We start from the raw sequence: 16,122 nt of genomic DNA on the forward strand, positions 1-16,122 counted from the left end.
ATGGGACATGGCAACCGGCTTACCGGCCTGGACCCGTCCCGGTTGCGGCGCTGGCTGCTGCTGTTTTTCCTGGCGCTGCTGATCCCCTCCGGGGTGCTGATCAGGCAATCCTACAGCCAGCTCAAGTGGGAGGCATTTCACCAGTATCGGCTGCAGGCGGAGGCGTTGAGCGCGCGCATCGATGACCGGCTCAGACGCTTGGTGAACAGCGAAGAGAATCGCCGTTTCAGCGATTATGCCTTCCTGGTGGTGAGCGGGGATCCGGGCGCCGGTTTTCTGCAGCGTTCGGCCCTGTCGAACTATCCGGTCGACACCTCAGTCCCCGGCGTGATCGGCTATTTTCAGGTGGATGACACCGGGCGTTTCAGCACGCCGTTGTTGCCCGCCCAGCCGGAGCAGGCGATCCGCTACGGCATTGCCGGGGATGAGGTGAACCGGCGGCTGGCGCTGCATGAGCGGGTGCAACAGATCCTCGGTGAGAACCGGCTGGTGCGGAGCAACGGGAGCGGACGCGACCGGACACCCGCCGGGAAGGAGGCGGAACGGACGCCTGGAGAGCCGTCCCTTGGGGCGCCCGCGGTCGGCCTATTCGATAGCGCTAGCGGGTCGGCGATGGAGGCGGAGCGTGCCGACCAGCCTCAGGCGGCCTTTGACCGGCTCACCGAGAACTTCAGCAAGCGCAAACAGGTGCAATCGCCCGCTGCCGCCGCACAGCTGGGCCGGGTGGAGGATCTGAAGCTGGACCGGCGTTTCGAGGCGCGGCTTGCCGAGGAGCAGGTTGCCGCGGCGGAGGAGCAGCAGCGGGGCGCGCAGCGCAGTGTCCGCAAGGAGCGCGGTATGCTGCCGGTGCCGGCGCCGGTCATGGACGAGGATGCGGCAGCGCGGCCGCCGGCAAGCCAGACCGGGGTGCGCATCCACACCTTCGAGAGCGAACTGGACCCGTTCGAGTTCAGCCTTCTGGACAGTGGGCATCTGGTGCTGTTTCGCAAGGTGTGGCGAGACGGTCGGCGCCTGGTCCAGGGGCTGCTGATCGAACGCCAGCCGTTTCTGCAGGCGACCGTTGCCGACCTGTTCAGGGAGAGCGCCCTGTCCGGCATGAGTGAGCTGACCCTGGCCTACCGGGGTGATCTGTTCAGCACCTTCCGCGGCAAAAACGCCCAGGGCTATTACAGCCGCGCCGAGGAGTTGTCCGGGGCGCTGCTCTACCGCAATCGCCTCGCCGCCCCGCTGAGCGAGATGGAACTGATCTACAGCATCCGGCAGCTGCCGGCCGGCCCCGGGGGCCGCCTCGTCCTCTGGGTGGCGGCCACCCTGCTGCTGGTGCTATGTGGCGGGTTCTATCTGCTGTACCGCCTGGGCCTGCGGCAGATTGAGCTGACCCGGCAGCAGCAGGATTTCGTTTCCGCCATCAGCCATGAGCTGAAGACGCCGCTGACCTCGATCCGCATGTATGGGGAGATGCTGCACGAGGGCTGGGCCAGCGAGGAGAAAAAGCTCAGCTATTACGACTATATCCATGACGAGAGTGAACGCCTCACCCGCCTGATCAACAATGTGCTGCAGCTGGCCCGCATGACGCGTAACGGTTTGGTGCTGGAGTGCCGGCCGGCCCGTGTGGCGGAGCTGCTGGACGGCATCCACTCGAAAATCGCCTCCGTGGTGGAGCGGGCGGATTTCGAACTCAGGCTGCAGGCCGATGAGGCGGCGGCGGCCGTGGTGAAGATCGACAGTGACAGCTTCAGCCAGATCATGATCAACCTGGTGGACAATGCGCTGAAGTTTTCCCGCGGCGCCGCGACCCGCCGGATCGATATCACGGCGGCGCTGGAGCGCGATAACCGGCTGGTGTTCACGGTCAGGGATTATGGTCCCGGGGTGCCCCGGGACCAGATGAAGAAGATATTTCGCCTGTTCTACCGCTCCGAGAATGAACTGACCCGCGAGACTATCGGTACCGGTATCGGCCTGGCCCTGGTCAGTCAGCTGGCCACCGCCATGGGGGGGCGGGTGGAGGTGATCAACCAACGGCCTGGCGCGGCGTTCCGGGTGATCTTTCCGGTCTGCGCGAGTCCTTAGTGCGGTGAGTAGTAGACCCCGTTGATGTAGTTGTACAGGTCGTCGATGACGATCTCCTGTTCGCTGATGATGGCCTTGACCACATCGCCGATACTCACCAGGCCGATCAGCCGGTTTTGCTCCATTACCGGCAGGTGGCGAATGTGTTTTTCGGTCATGATCGCGAGACACTCATCCATGTTCGTCTTTTTGTCCACATAACAGACCTCGTTGGTCATCACCTCCTGTACCAGGGTCTCCTTGGATGATTTGCCCTTGATGATGATCTTGCGCGCGTAGTCCCGCTCCGAGAGAATCCCGATCAGCTTGTTCCCCTGCATCACCAGCAGGGCACCGATATCCTTCTGGTCCATCAGCACCAGTGCCTCATAAACCGTAGCGTCCGGTGTGATGGACCAGATCTGACCATCTTTTTCCGCCAGTAAATTTTCCACGAACATGGCAACACCTCTCTACTCTTACCGCTGGATATACATTTGAGTATAGTTACCGGATGAGTAGTGGTCTATCTGACCCAACGGAGATAGGCATGGGGGCAAGGGTGTCACCTGGTGAGTCAAGTTCAGCTCTCCGCCGGGTAGTATTCGATCAGGGCATCACCCACCACGGGATCGGATATGCCGAGTCCGGGGCCCTGGTCTTCGAGCGTGTCCCTGAAGCGGTCGAGCAGCCCGACCATCTCCTCTTCCGCCTGAATCGAGTCGGCGGCGTGCTCCCATTCACCGATAAAGCAGTAGCCACGCTCTCCGGTGTGGATGACGTAGCCCCGCCTGAAACCCGGAAACCGGGGCTGAAACGTGCGGTGTTCCGCGAGGAATTTTTCTTCCATTCCCGGCTTGACCTTGAAACGGACCACATTGAATGCCGTCATGATGTCTCCTCCCGCTGGTAGAAAACAGACTGCATACCGCAAGTATAATTTATTACTCGGCATATTTCGTTGCGCCACCTGCCGAACCCGCCGCGCTCCAGCGACCGGGTCAACCGGCAGGGTGTCGAATTGATTATTCTTAAGGACAGCGTCGCACGATAACCCTATCCTGTGTCAGAATTACTAACCCGGCGGCGGCCCCCGGATCGGTGCGGCGCCTCGGGCGTGTTTTCAACTCACTGGAACGGTTGCTGAAACTCTGTCATGAAGCGGTTATGGCCGATGCTCTGGCTGCTGGCGGGCTGCCTGCTATCCACTTCGGGATATGCGCTGCCGCCGCTGCAGCTGTTTGTCGATATTACGCCGCCGGGGGGCGTGCTGACCCTGCCGGCGGGCCGCTATGCCGGTCCGGCGGTGATCCGGCGGCCGATCACCATCGACGGCCGCGGCGAGGTGACGGTTGATGGCGAGGGCAGCGGCACCGTGCTCACGGTCCAGGCCGACGGGGTCACGCTGCGCGGCCTGCACCTGACCAACTCCGGCCACTCGCATGATCAGGTGGATGCCGCACTGCTGCTGGCGGCGGATGACGCGCTGGTGGAGGATAACCGCATTGACGATGTGCTGTTCGGTATCCATATCCGCCAGTCGAACGGCAATGCGGTGCGCAACAACCGGATTGAATCCCGTGGCGACGCGCCGAGCCTGCGCGGGGAGGGGATTCGCCTCTGGTACAGCTCCGACAATCTGCTGGAAGGGAATCACATCAGCGGCGTGCGGGATGTGCTGTTCACCAACTCCACCGACAACCGCTTTGTCGGCAACACCATCGAGAACAGCCGCATCGGCATGGAGCTGATCTTCTCGCACAATAACGAGATAGAGAACAACACCCTGGCCGGCAATACCAGCGGCATCGTGCTGATCTACTCCAATGAGGTGATCATCCGCAACAACCGGCTGCTGAACATGCCCGATGCCACCAGTTCCGCGCTGGCGGTAAAGGGGAGTTCCCAGGTGCGGCTGGAGGCCAACGACATCGTCCGCTGCGCCGTCGGCCTGACCGCCAACTCGCCGACCCACCCGGAGAATATCCTCTATCTTAACGACAACCACTTCGCCTACAACGATGTGGCGATGTATTTCTATGGCGAGAAGGGCGGGCATATCATTCACGGCAACCGCTTCACTGGCAATATCATTCCGGTCGCGGTGAGCGCCGCCACCAGCGCGCGCGGCAATGACTGGCGCGATAACGCCTGGGATACCTATGAGGGTTTCGACCGCGATCGGGACGGTACCGGCGACACCCCGCACAACATCTATCTCTACTCCGACCGGCTGTGGATGGACCGACCCATGGCCCGCTTCTTCCGTGCCTCCCCGGTCCTGGAAATGGTGGATTTCATCGAGCGCCTGGCCCCCTTCTCCACACCGGAGCTGATCCTCTCCGATCCCTCGCCGCGCACGCACTGAATTCCGGGGGTAACTACTCACTCTGAGCGTCCGTCAAAGTTCCTCCATTGCACCACGGAGGCACAGAGGACGCAGAGGTTAACGAAACAATATACCGCCGCGGATACCGTAGGGTGCCGGTGAGCTTGCGAACCGCACCGTTGCCGCCCCCCATGCGATGCGGTTCGTTTCACTCACCGCATCCTACGATGCTGCGGAAGGATCTTGTGGTTTCTCTGTGCTCTCTGTGTCTCCGTGGTGCAGATGGGGCGAGTAGTTACCCCGGGGTTTATCTCCGCGCCGGGTCGTGTCAGCATGAAGGCCTGTTTTTTCTGACCTGCGAGCGAGCCTTCATGACCACCCCTGAATCAACCGACCCGCGACAGGCGGAGGCGGACTATCAGGCACTGATCGATTCCCAGCGGACCCTGCTGCTCTCCACCGTCACCGCCGCCGGCGAGCCGGAGATCAGTTATGCCCCCTATCTTCGGGATGAATTCAGGTGCTTCTATATCTTCGTCAGCGAGCTGGCCGCGCACACGCGGAACCTGCGGCACCAGGGGCGCGCCGCGATCCTGTTCATCCGGCCGGAGGAGGAGACCCGTAACCCCTTCGCCCGGGAGCGGGTGATCCTGCAGTGCCGGGCGGAGGAGCTCCCTCCCGACGCCCCGGAGCAGGCCGGCCTGCTGTCGCGGATGGAGCAGCGCTTCGGCGAGACCGTGGCCCTGCTGCGTCGCCTGCCAGACTTCCATCTGTTTGTCCTGACGCCACAAACCGGGCGCTATGTGGCGGGGTTCGGCAAGGCCTATGACCTGGTGCTGCCAGCGGGCGGACTGCGCCCCGTCACCCCGCCGGACTGAGCGCGGTGTCGATTTTCCGCTTTCAGCAGTTCGGTGTGCGGCAGGGCGAAACGGCCATGAAGGTATGCACCGATGCCACCCTGTTCGGCGCCATGGCCCCGGTCGCCGGTGGTGAACGGGTGCTGGATATCGGCGCCGGCAGCGGCCTGCTGTCGCTGATGCTGATGCAACTGGGGGCGGGGCGGGTCACTGCCGTGGAACTGGCCGCGTCGGCGTGTCGTGACGCCGCTGCCAATTTCGCCGCCAGCCCCTGGTCCGGGCGGCTGGAGTTGGTGCGGCGGTCGATACAGGCCTACGCGACCGACTGCGACCGGCGCTTCGATCTGATCATCAGCAATCCGCCCTTTTTCGAACAACACACCAAAAGCGGCACAAACCTGCGCCGCCTAGCCCGGCACGCCGACCGCCTGCCCTATGCCGAACTGGTGCCGATCGCCGCCCGCCTGTTGCGCGAGGACGGATGTTTCTACCTGCTGATCCCGGTGCACGGGGTGACCCGGGTTAGCGCGCTGGCGGCGGCGGCCGGCCTGCGGCTGAACGGGCGCATCGACTTTGCCGGGCATGGCCACAGTCAGGCCAAGGTGGCCGTGCTCAGCTTCAGTCGCCGGCCCGAATTGTTCGTCTCCCGCCGGCTGGTCATCTATAATGCACCGCGCACCTACAGTGAAGAGAGTACCCGTTATCTCGCCCCCTTTTTGTTGCGGTTTGCCGTCCCGGCCTAAAGGAGTCTTCCAATTTAATATGTCGGGTAAAGCTGTTCGGTTTCGTAGGGTGGATAAGCCAAAGCGCATCCACCATTATTGCGGTGGATGCGCCTACCGGCTTATCCACCCTACAAAGTACTTCATCGAATTGAAGTAGTACTAGTCGCCGATATTATCGCCCTTGTTGGAGTTTGGAAGTCTATGACCAATCTGGATGAATCATTACGCGACGACGTGCGCATGCTGGGTGAGAGTCTGGGGCGAACCATCGAAAACCATCTGGGTCCGGCGTTTCTGCGGAAGATCGAACGCATTCGCCGCCTGGCCAAGGCGGGGCGGCTGGATGCCGGTTCGGATCACCAGGCGCTGTTGCGGGAGCTCTCTGCTCTGAGCGAGGCGGAGATGCTGCCGGTGGCGCGCGCCTTCACCCAGTTTCTCAACCTGGCCAATATCGCCGAGGAGTTTCATCGTGTGCGGCTGCATCAGGATGTTTGCGAGCTGGATGCGGAGGACTCCTTCGCCCGGCAACTGAAACAGCTGCAGGCGGATGGCCTCGACAATGAACAGATCCTGCGGGCGATCGGCCGCATGGAGGTGGACCTGGTGCTTACTGCCCACCCCACCGAGGTAAACCGCCGTACCCTGATCAAGAAATACAACGCCATCACCGACTGTCTGCGCAAGCTGGAGCGGGGCGAGTACCGCCAGCGGCGCCTGAATGAACTGGTCAGCCAGATCTGGCACACCAACGAGATCCGGCGCCAGCGCCCCACGCCCATCGACGAGGCGAAGTGGGGCTTTGCCGTGATCGAGGGCTCGCTGTGGCAAGCGGTGCCAAACTATCTGCGCCAGCTGGACGAGTCGATGCAGGCGGTGCTGGGGCAGCCGCTGCCCCTCGACTGGTCACCGGTCCGCTTCTCCTCCTGGATGGGCGGGGACCGGGACGGCAATCCCCATGTCACGGCGGCGGTGACCCGGGAGGTGCTGCAGCTGGCGCGCTGGATGGCCGCCGATCTGTATGACCGCGATCTGGATGAACTGCGCTCCGAACTCTCCATGTATCAGTGCAACGATGAGCTGCGGGAGCGGGCCGGCGATACGGCCGAACCCTATCGGCATATCCTGGCCGGGCTGCGGCGTCGCCTGGACCAGACCAAGACCCTGATCCAGCAGGGGCTGTCCGGACACCACATCATCGCGGAGACGCTGCTGACGGCCGAGGAGCTGCTGGAGCCGCTGATGCTCTGCCATCGCTCGCTCATCGAGTGCGGCATGCAGATCATCGCCGGCGGGCTGCTGGAGGATATCATCCGCCGCATCGCCTGTTTTGGGGTCACCCTGGTGCGGCTGGATATCCGGCAGAATGCCGACCGTCACGCGGCGGTGTTCGAGGCCCTCACCCGGTTCTACGATCTCGGCTCCTACCTGGCGTGGGACGAGGCGGAGAAGCAGCGCTTCCTGCTGGGTGAGCTGCGCAGCAAGCGGCCGCTGATCCCGGCTAACTGGCAGCCGGACGGGGAGATCAATGAGGTGCTGGAGACCTGCCGGGTGATCGCCCAGGCCGATCCCAGCGCCCTCGGTTCCTATGTCATCTCCATGGCCAGCCAACCCTCCGATGTGCTCTCGGTCATCCTGCTGCTGCGGGAGATGGGGGTGGGTCACGACATGCGGGTGGTGCCGCTGTTCGAGACCCTGGTGGACCTGCAGGAGGCCCACCACTGTATCGACCAGCTGCTCGCCATCGACTGGTACCGGGACTACACCCACGGGCATCAGGAGGTGATGATCGGCTACTCCGACTCCTCCAAGGATGCCGGCCAGCTGGCGGCGGTCTGGGGACAGTACCAGGCCCAGGAGGCGTTGACCGCCACCTGCCGCGGCCGCGAGGTGCACCTGACTCTGTTCCATGGCCGCGGCGGCACGGTCGGCCGCGGTGGCGGTCCCACCCACCGGGCGATCCTGGCCCAGCCGCCCGGATCGGTGGATCACACCCTGCGGGTGACCGAGCAGGGCGAGGTGATCCGCTTCAAGTTCGGCATCCCGGAGATTGCCGAGCGCAACCTGGAGCGCTATACCGGCGCCGTGCTGGCCGCCACCCTCTGTCCCTTGCCGGCGCCCCGGCCGGAGTGGCGGGCGATGATGGAATCCCTGGCCGAGACCGCCTTTCACGAATACCGGGCGGTGGTGCGGGATGATCCGCGCTTTGTGCCGTTCTTCCGCGCCTCCACGCCGGAGCATGAGCTGGGCAAGCTGCCGCTGGGATCGCGGCCGGCGAAACGCCGTGCCGATGGCGGGGTGGAGAGCCTGCGCGCCATCCCCTGGGTGTTCGCCTGGACCCAGATCCGGCTCATGCTGCCGGCCTGGCTGGGCTCCGACAGCGCCTTGGGGCAGGCGATCGAGTCCGGCCGGCTGGCGCAACTGCACGAGATGTACGCGGCCTGGCCCTTCTTCGCCAGTTATGTGGATATGCTGGAGATGGTGCTGGCCAAGAGTGACCCGGTGATTGCCGAGTACTATGCCGCCCGGCTGGTGCCGGAGGCGCTGCAACCCCTGGGCGATACCCTGCGGGAGCGTCTCTGTGGCACCTTCGATCAGGTGTTGAAGATCAAGCAGACCCGCAAGCTGCTGGCGGATTTCCCCCTGATCCGGCGCTCCATCAATGTGCGCAACCCCTATATCGATCCGCTCCACTACCTGCAGGCGGAACTGCTACATCGCGACCGCAACGCCCCGGATGAGCGCCTGGAGCAGGCGTTGATGGTGACCATGGCGGGGATCTCCGCCGGTATGCAGAATACCGGCTAGCAGCTGCGTGGGCACAAAAAGCGTACCCACCCTACGCGCCCTATGGATGTCGTTATAACCACAAAGAACGCCAAGAGCGCAAAGGAAAAGCTACTCGTCTTCCTTCGTGTACTTTGCGTTCTTCGCGGTTACTTGCTTTTTGCCGGTTCCAGTTCGTAGGATGGGTGGAGCGCTTCCATGAACTCTCCGCCGGCTCCGTCTCCGGCGCGCAACCCATCGTGCACCTGCATCCGCATCCGAAGATGGGTTACGGCGCGCCCGACCGCCGCGAATAGCCGTCAATAATGGTGCCGCGCCTCCACCCATCCTACACGCTCGGGCACAAACAGCGGGTCACCCTGGTAGACGCGATTCGGTACTTGTAGGGGCAACCTCCCGTGGTTGTTCGTGGGCGGTGATTGCATCGGACCAGGGCAGGCACGGGGGCCTGCCCCTACGATCCGTATTTGGCCTGTGAAGTAAGGTAGCGTTCAGCCCGACTTCTTCACGAACTGGGTCAGGATAACGATCTGCTGGCCGTTCACCCGGCCCTCGATCTGTCCGGGATTGTCAGCCACCAGGGAGATGCCGCGTACCGCGGTGCCGCGCTTGGCGGTAAAGTTGGCCCCCTTGACGTTCAGATCCTTGGTCAGGGTGACCGTATCACCCGCTTCGAGCCGAGCGCCGTTGCAGTCCAGATGCGGCGCTGACTGCTCACCGCCGCCGCTTTCACTGCCGGCCTCCGCCCAGGCCAGGGTCGACTCGTCCAGGTAGAGCATATCCAGCAGATCCTGCGGCCAGCCCTCGGCGCTGAGGCGCTTGAGCATGCGCCAGGCCACCACTTGCACCGCCGGCACCTGGCTCCACATGCTGTCGTTGAGGCAGCGCCAGTGGTTGGGGTCGGTCTTCTCCGGCGCCTCGATCTGTTCGCGACAGGTGTCACAGAGCAGCAGGGACTGCTCGGCGCTGTCTTCGGAGGCGGGCGGGACCGGGTAGGGCTGGAGATTTTCCGTGGCCGCGCAGAGTTCGCATTTGGATTCGCTGCGCTCAAGTAACGCCTGTTCTGTACTCATGGTATGGCCTTGTCCGTTGTTAATGGGTGAATTCGGGCGCCTATTCTACCATCTTCCCGTCGATGGCCCGTTCCAGTTTTTCCAGATCGCGGCTGAACAGGCGGATCCCCTCGGCCAGTTTTTCCGTGGCCATGGCGTCCTCGTTCAGCAGCCAGCGGAAGCGTGTCTCATCGATCTCCAGCTGTTCGATGTCCGCCTGGCGGGCGTGCTCGGCCGAGAGCGCCCGGGGTAGGGGGTCGTGCTGGCCGGCCAGCTCGTTGAGCAGTGCCGGGCTGATGGTGAGGCGGTCGCAGCCGGCCAGCGCCTCGATCTCCCCCAGATTGCGGAAGCTGGCGCCCATGACAATGGTGGGGTGGTCGAACTTCTTGAAATAGTCGTAGATGCGCCGTACCGAGAGTACCCCGGGATCTTCATTGGCGGGATAGCTGTCGCGGCCGCTCTGCTGCTTGTGCCAGTCGAGGATGCGGCCGACAAACGGGGAGACCAGGGTGATGCCGGCCGCGGCGCAGGCCACCGCCTGGACGAAGCTGAACAGCAGGGTGAGGTTGCAGTGGATGCCCTCGGCCTCCAGCACCTCGCCGGCGCGGATACCTTCCCAGGTCGAGGCGATCTTGATCAGGATGCGCTCACGGGCGATGCCCTGCTGCTCATACAGCTCGATCAGGCGGCGGGCGCGCCGGATGGTGGCGTCGCGATCGAACGAGAGGCGGGCGTCCACTTCGGTGGAGACCCGCCCCGGAATCAGCTTGAGCAACTCACAGCCGAAGCTGACCGACAGCTTGTCGACCGCATTGTCCATGAAGCGCTCCTGATCGCCCTGTGCCCTGGCCCAGCGGATGGCCTGGTCCGTCAGCCCGGCATATTGCGGCTGCTGCGAGGCCTTCAGAATCAGCGAGGGGTTGGTGGTGGCATCTTCCGGGGTGTACTGTTTTACCAGCTCAAACTCGCCGGTGTCCGCCACGACAACCGTCATGCGTTTCAATTGATCCAGTTTGCTGAGGGTGGTGGTCTGATCCATCGTGGTGCTCTCTGTCTGCCGTGCGGGTAGTGGGGTGCCCTGATTGGCACTATGTCAGGTAATCCAGCGGCAGTTCGGTCTTGTGGATGATCTGTCGCATGATGAAGCTGGATTGTACCCCGGAGACGCCGGCGATGCGCGTGATCTTGCCCAGCAAAAACTCCTGGTAGGCCTCCATGTCGGGTACCACCACCTTGACCAGGTAATCCGCCGACTGTCCGGTGATCAAACTGCATTCGATCACCTCGGGGTACTCCGCCACCCGGGCTTGAAAATTCTCGAAGCGGTCGGGGGTGTGCCGGTCCATGCTGATCTGGATCAGCGCGGTGAGTTTCAGGTTCAGCCGCGCGGGATTGAGCAGGGTGACGTGCTTGTCGATGATGCCGGCCTCCTCCAGCTGCCGGACCCGCCGCGCGCAGGGGGTGGGGGAGAGACCTACCCGCTCCGCCAGCTCCAGATTGCTGATGCGGCCGTCGTGTTGCATCTCCGTGAGGATGCGTCGGTCTATGCGGTCCAGTTTCATATTGGATATTCGACAGTAGGGTCTGGTTTGTACATTATTAGAATAATCTGAATAATATCACTATAAATAGCCAATATTATAGTTAAAAAATCTATATTAAAGTGAATCATGGGCTGTATTTGCATCCATTCACTCAACTTTTTTCCCTATACTGGTGCCACTGAACAAGCCTGTCCCGGCCGTCTCCCAGCCACCACCCCACAAGGGTCTGTTGCCCGAGTCGTTTCATGAGAGCGACAAAGGTCAAAATCGCGGAGACCGGTCACTCAGGGCAGGCGGCTTGGTAGCAGGGAAAACCTGATCTGAGGTGGGCCGTACCCGGCCCACCGATTTCCCCCGCCGCTTTACGCTATCGGTCCAGCACACCGGAACCCCACGCTTTTTAATGTTTTTTTCATCAATAAATCGTCAACTCACTGGGTTATAATCCGCACCTGAACGACCGGCCGTGGCGCCGATACTTATCAGGAGAGTGATCAGATGCAGAATAAAGTTGCCGTGGTGACCGGTGGGGCGAGCGGTATCGGGCGGGCCGTGGCCGAGAAGTTGGTGAGTCTGGGCTGCAAGGTGGTAATTGCGGATTTCAATTCGCAGAGCGGAAACGCCACCGCCACGCAAATCGGCGCCAATTTCATCCAGGCGGATCTGTCCGATGCCGAGCAGTGCCGTTCCCTCATCGCCCAGGCCGCTCAACTGCACGGCAGTGTCGATATCCTGATCAACAATGCCGGCTTCCAGCATATCTCCCCGATCGAGGAGTTTCCGGTGGAGCAGTGGAACAAGCTGATCGGGGTCATGTTGACCGCCCCCTTCTTGCTGATCCGCTATGCCTGGCCGATGATGAAGCAGAAGGGCTGGGGCCGGGTGATCAACATCGCCTCGGTCCACGCCATGGTGGCTTCCCCCTTCAAGGCGGGATACATCTCCGCCAAGCACGGGGTGATCGGCCTGACCAAGACCGCGGCGCTGGAAGGGGGCGAATTCGGGATCACGGTGAACGCCATCTGCCCGGCCTATGTGCGCACCCCGCTGGTGGAGAATCAGATCGCCGATCAGGCCCGTACCCGGGGTATTCCCGAGGACCAGGTGGTCACCGATGTGATGCTGAAAAATGCCGCGATCAAAAAACTGATCGAGCCGGAAGAGGTAGCCGACCTGGTCGCCTTCCTGGCCAGCAACCAGGCCTCCTCCATCACCGGTTCCTCCCTGACCATCGATTCGGGCTGGACCGCTCAGTAACCGGGTGGGAGAGGCGATGAGAGAAGCGAACGAAACGGAAGCGATCGATCCCTGGCCCCTGGAGCAGCTGGTGGAGGGGCGGCACTACTACTGGGAGGACGGGCTGATGGTGTTCACCGAATGTTATCACCGCAGCCGGGGTAACTGCTGCGGTTCCGCCTGTCGCCACTGTCCCTTCGATCATGTCAATGTGAAGCCGGCCCGATGAGGCTCGTCTCGTCGCCTTCTGTATGTCCTCTAAACCCACCGCCCGTAAGCTGAAGAACCCTCATATGGCAGCAGAACAACCGCCTTTCATGAACTATCGCGCCCTGTTGCTCGGCGCGTTGATGCTGGTAACACTCTCCCTGGGGCTGATCGTGCTGGCCCTGTGGCTGGGCGTGCAGCAGGCGACCGCACCGCAACTGCTCACGCTCTCCGCACTGTGGATCGCCCCCGGCGTCTTCACCGCCCTGAAGGCACGCGATGGCCGGCTGCTGCACGGTATGGCGATGGGACTGATCGGCGCGCTGCTGTTATCCCTGCTGATCCACCTCATGCTCTACCCGATGCCCCAACCCACCTTTCTGCAACAGCTGGCCGGCGACAAAGCGGTGGTGGTGATCATTCTTGGTGGCCTCTGGGGCGCTATCGGCGGCATCTTTGCCGAGATTGTGCAGCTGCGGCGTATCAGAAAGGCGCAAAAACCAGGCCGCTAAGGGCATTCTTGAACTGCCACGTGGGATTAAGTACTATCCGGGAGGTCAGACTCCCGGGCGGGTTCGTCCTGTCGACGAATTTGTCGATTGGGTGCTGATCAGGGAATGGAGGTCTATGGATAGAATAATAATCCGGTCAATCCGGTACTTAGTCTATAACCAGCCAAAAGGACAGCCAAAAATGATCAGGGGAATCAGCGCTTTTCTCAGGGATCTGTTCGGTTCTTTCATCAGCGATGTCCCGGCTGAATGCGCACGTTGTGAATTCATCTGCGATAAGCTGGATTGCCCGCCCGAGCTTTTTGACAATTGCAATAAGCGAATCCAGTATCAGGATTGGCTGCGGGATAACTGAGCCGGGCGGCTCACAACCACTCCGGATGATGGTGAGGCGGCGGTGCCCGGTCGCACTCCCCATTGGTATTCACCCCCTCGTGTAGGCGATTTCGCCGTCCTGCCTAAATAATTGCGTTTGTAACCGATAAGCCGTAGCGCTTTGTTTGACGAAGTAATAGCGGTCCTCTCTGTCGGGTTTTATCTCCCTGCAACACAGGCTATAGTGACGTGAACGTCAATAGGGATAATTCATGAATGCTGTAGCCTTTCCACCACTGCGCCTGGCCTGGATGATCTGGGGACTTGGGGCGGCACTCTACCTCATCGGTTTCTATCAGCGGGTGGCTCCGGGGGTAATGACCACCGAGCTGATGACCGATTTTCAGCTCAACGCCACGGCACTGGGGAATCTTTCTGCCTTCTATTTCTACAGCTATGTGGCGATGCAGGTGCCCACCGGGCTGCTGGCGGATCACTGGGGACCGCGGCGACTGCTGGCCAGCGGGGCGACCATTGCCGGGCTCGGCACCCTGCTGTTTGCCATGGCCCCGGATGCGCTCTGGGCCAACCTGGGGCGCCTGCTGATCGGCGGGTCGGTGGCGGTGGCCTTTGTCGGCATGCTCAAGCTGGCCGGCCACTGGCTACCGCCGAAACAGTACTCGCTGGCCTCCGGCATGGCGCTGTTCTGCGGCGTGGTGGGGGCGGTGTTCGCCGGGGTGCCGCTGCGGCTGCTGGTGGATGGCTTTGGCTGGCGACCGGTGATGCTGGTATCCGCGGGGGTCGCCTTTGCGGTGGCCCTGGCCATCTGGCTGCTGGTCCGGGATGACCCCACGGAGAGGGGGTATGCCAGCCATGCCACCGCCCATGACGACACAGCCACGCAGCACTCCCGGGGGGTGATGGCGGGCATACGGACGGTGCTGGGGTATCGCAACACCTGGCTGCTCTATTTCGTCCCCGGCGCCGGGGTCGGCAGCGTGCTCACCTTTGCCGGCCTCTGGGGTGTGCCGTTTCTCACCACCCACTATGGACTGGAGAAGACTTCGGCCGCCGCCATCTGTTCGGCGCTGCTGGTCTCCTGGGCGATCGGCGGGCCGGTGTTCGGCTGGCTGTCGGATCACCTGGGGCATCGCAAGCCGCTCTATCTGCTGGGCTGCGTGGTGCAGCTGGCGGTCTGGTGTGTGGTGATCCTGGTGCCAGGCCTGCCGGTCTGGCTGCTGGTGCTGCTGCTGGTCGTGATCGGTTTCTTTACCGGCAACATGATCATCGGCTTCGCCTTCGCCCGGGAGTCGGCGCCACCCCGCCTGGCCGGCACCGCCTCGGGCCTAGTCAACATGGGGGTGATGATCGGCCCCATGCTGCTGCAGCCCGCCGTGGGTTGGCTGCTGGACCGGCACTGGACGGGGGCCATGGAAAACGGTGCACGGATCTACGGGCTGGAGGCCTATCGCAACGGCTTTGGCCTGATGTTGGGCTGGCTTGTCCTGGCGCTGGTATTGATACTGTTTACCAGGGAGACCCACTGCCGGCAGATTGCCTGAAATTACAGACTCAAGTTTCGGAGTTCAAAAGAGGTCGTTCAGGGCGTGCTACTCCCTTGCAGAGACACACTGTGAATACGTATATGGATGCCCTCGGCGTCGGCACAAATGCCTCCGACGGTCCCGGCAAGGGGGTGGCCCGACCGGTGTCTGGGACTGAACTCCGAAACTTGAGTTACAGACGGTCGGGAGAGATTGCGATGTCGAAACTGGTGACCGGATTTCATCATGCCAGCCTGATCGTGGCCGATACCACGCGGGCGCTGGATTTCTATCGGGGCGTACTGGGGCTGACCGTCGATCGGTCGCGCCCGGATCTCGGTTACCCGGGGGCCTGGCTCAACCTGGGCGAACAGCAGATCCATCTGCTGGAGCTGCCCAACCCCGACCCGCTGCAGGGCAGGCCGGCCCACGGTGGGCTGGACCGTCACCTCGCCTTTCGGGTGGAGACATTGGATGACCTGGTCACCACCCTGGATGCCGCCGGGATCGGCTACACCCTGAGTCGTTCGGGCCGGCGGGCGCTGTTCTGCCGCGATCCGGATCAGAACGCCCTGGAGTTTATCCAACAGACGAAAGCGTGATCCGTCAGGATAGGTCCGAATCGGTCTGGTTAAGCAACTCGAACAGCGATCCGGCGGAGCCATTGGCCTGTTTTTCGAGCTTTCGATAATGCTCGATCAGTGATTTGGCAAAGGGCGTCAGTTCGGCGCCGCCGCCGCCCTTGCCACCCACGGTGGTCTCCACCAGCGGTTGACCCAGCGCCTCCTGAACGGTTTCGATCAGTTGCCAGGCGCGCCGGAAGGTCATGCCGCACGCCTTGCCGGCACCGGAGATGCTGCCGTGTTGCGCGACCGACTCCAGCAGGGCGATCTTGCCGGGACCGATGACACTGTCGTTAAAACGGATCTGGAGTCGCAGTTTTACTTTCATCGGAACACCTT

General features: G+C 62.4%; 16 protein-coding genes. 10 read left to right on the forward strand and 6 right to left on the reverse strand.

Annotated features, from left to right (window positions below):
• Positions 1-2,076 carry a sensor histidine kinase gene (locus tag NPX02_RS08570; RefSeq protein WP_260293100.1) on the forward strand — a complete coding sequence of 692 codons (2,076 nt, stop codon included), beginning with the start codon at positions 1-3 and terminating at the stop codon, positions 2,074-2,076.
• Here the strand turns inward: NPX02_RS08570 and NPX02_RS08575 are convergent.
• The gene (locus NPX02_RS08575; RefSeq protein ID WP_260293101.1) at positions 2,073-2,516 is read right to left on the reverse strand and encodes a CBS domain-containing protein; all 444 of its coding nucleotides are present in this window, start codon (positions 2,514-2,516) and stop codon (positions 2,073-2,075) included. The genes NPX02_RS08570 and NPX02_RS08575 overlap by 4 nt on opposite strands.
• Before the next feature lie 122 nt (positions 2,517-2,638).
• Entirely contained in the window at positions 2,639-2,947 is a 309-nt protein-coding gene (locus NPX02_RS08580; protein WP_260293102.1) for a putative antibiotic biosynthesis monooxygenase, read from the reverse strand.
• A gap of 264 nt (positions 2,948-3,211) precedes the next feature.
• Between NPX02_RS08580 and nosD the strand changes: the two genes are divergently transcribed.
• From nosD to ppc, 4 genes are all read left to right on the forward strand, one after another.
• Entirely contained in the window at positions 3,212-4,423 is a 1,212-nt protein-coding gene (gene nosD, locus NPX02_RS08585) for a nitrous oxide reductase family maturation protein NosD (protein WP_260293103.1), read from the forward strand.
• A 332-nt stretch (positions 4,424-4,755) separates the two neighbouring features.
• Positions 4,756-5,262, forward strand: coding sequence for a HugZ family pyridoxamine 5'-phosphate oxidase (locus NPX02_RS08590; RefSeq protein WP_260293104.1), 507 nt, complete (start codon positions 4,756-4,758; stop codon positions 5,260-5,262).
• A gap of 5 nt (positions 5,263-5,267) precedes the next feature.
• Complete coding sequence (locus NPX02_RS08595; RefSeq protein ID WP_260293105.1) at positions 5,268-5,984, forward strand: tRNA1(Val) (adenine(37)-N6)-methyltransferase; 717 nt, start codon at positions 5,268-5,270, stop codon at positions 5,982-5,984.
• A gap of 183 nt (positions 5,985-6,167) precedes the next feature.
• On the forward strand, positions 6,168-8,771 hold the full coding sequence (gene ppc, locus NPX02_RS08600; protein WP_260293106.1) for a phosphoenolpyruvate carboxylase: 2,604 nt from the start codon (positions 6,168-6,170) through the stop codon (positions 8,769-8,771).
• Positions 8,772-9,241: 470 nt separating this feature from the next.
• Here the strand turns inward: ppc and NPX02_RS08605 are convergent, their stop codons facing one another.
• Genes NPX02_RS08605 through NPX02_RS08615 form a run of 3 tightly spaced genes read right to left on the reverse strand, consistent with a single transcriptional unit; the run spans position 9,242 to position 11,364 of the window.
• Positions 9,242-9,823 (reverse strand): PhnA domain-containing protein, encoded by a 582-nt coding sequence (locus NPX02_RS08605; protein ID WP_260293107.1) that lies wholly within the window; start codon positions 9,821-9,823, stop codon positions 9,242-9,244.
• Between the two features lie 40 nt (positions 9,824-9,863).
• On the reverse strand, positions 9,864-10,841 hold the full coding sequence (gene tal, locus NPX02_RS08610; RefSeq protein ID WP_260293108.1) for a transaldolase: 978 nt from the start codon (positions 10,839-10,841) through the stop codon (positions 9,864-9,866).
• Positions 10,842-10,890: 49 nt separating this feature from the next.
• Entirely contained in the window at positions 10,891-11,364 is a 474-nt protein-coding gene (locus tag NPX02_RS08615; protein WP_260293109.1) for an Lrp/AsnC family transcriptional regulator, read from the reverse strand.
• Between the two features lie 480 nt (positions 11,365-11,844).
• On the opposite strand from NPX02_RS08615, the gene NPX02_RS08620 reads away from it, so the two are divergent.
• The 5 genes from NPX02_RS08620 (at position 11,845) to NPX02_RS08640 (ending at position 15,762) form a co-directional block, all read left to right on the forward strand.
• Positions 11,845-12,603 carry a 3-hydroxybutyrate dehydrogenase gene (locus NPX02_RS08620; RefSeq protein WP_260293110.1) on the forward strand — a complete coding sequence of 253 codons (759 nt, stop codon included), beginning with the start codon at positions 11,845-11,847 and terminating at the stop codon, positions 12,601-12,603.
• Positions 12,604-12,619: 16 nt separating this feature from the next.
• Complete coding sequence (locus NPX02_RS08625) at positions 12,620-12,811, forward strand: DUF5522 domain-containing protein (protein WP_260293111.1); 192 nt, start codon at positions 12,620-12,622, stop codon at positions 12,809-12,811.
• A gap of 64 nt (positions 12,812-12,875) precedes the next feature.
• Complete coding sequence (locus NPX02_RS08630) at positions 12,876-13,301, forward strand: glyoxalase (RefSeq protein WP_260293112.1); 426 nt, start codon at positions 12,876-12,878, stop codon at positions 13,299-13,301.
• 587 nt (positions 13,302-13,888) lie between these two features.
• Positions 13,889-15,178 (forward strand): MFS transporter, encoded by a 1,290-nt coding sequence (locus NPX02_RS08635; RefSeq protein ID WP_260293113.1) that lies wholly within the window; start codon positions 13,889-13,891, stop codon positions 15,176-15,178.
• 200 nt (positions 15,179-15,378) lie between these two features.
• A complete protein-coding gene (locus NPX02_RS08640) occupies positions 15,379-15,762 on the forward strand; it encodes a VOC family protein (protein WP_260293114.1) in 384 nt (127 codons plus the stop codon).
• 4 nt (positions 15,763-15,766) lie between these two features.
• Here the strand turns inward: NPX02_RS08640 and NPX02_RS08645 are convergent, their stop codons facing one another.
• On the reverse strand, positions 15,767-16,111 hold the full coding sequence (locus tag NPX02_RS08645) for a winged helix-turn-helix domain-containing protein (protein WP_260293115.1): 345 nt from the start codon (positions 16,109-16,111) through the stop codon (positions 15,767-15,769).
• Positions 16,112-16,122 lie beyond the last annotated feature (11 nt).

Origin of the sequence: Sedimenticola hydrogenitrophicus (assembly GCF_025175675.1) — a bacterium.
Lineage (GTDB): Bacteria > Pseudomonadota > Gammaproteobacteria > Chromatiales > Chromatiaceae > Sedimenticola > Sedimenticola hydrogenitrophicus.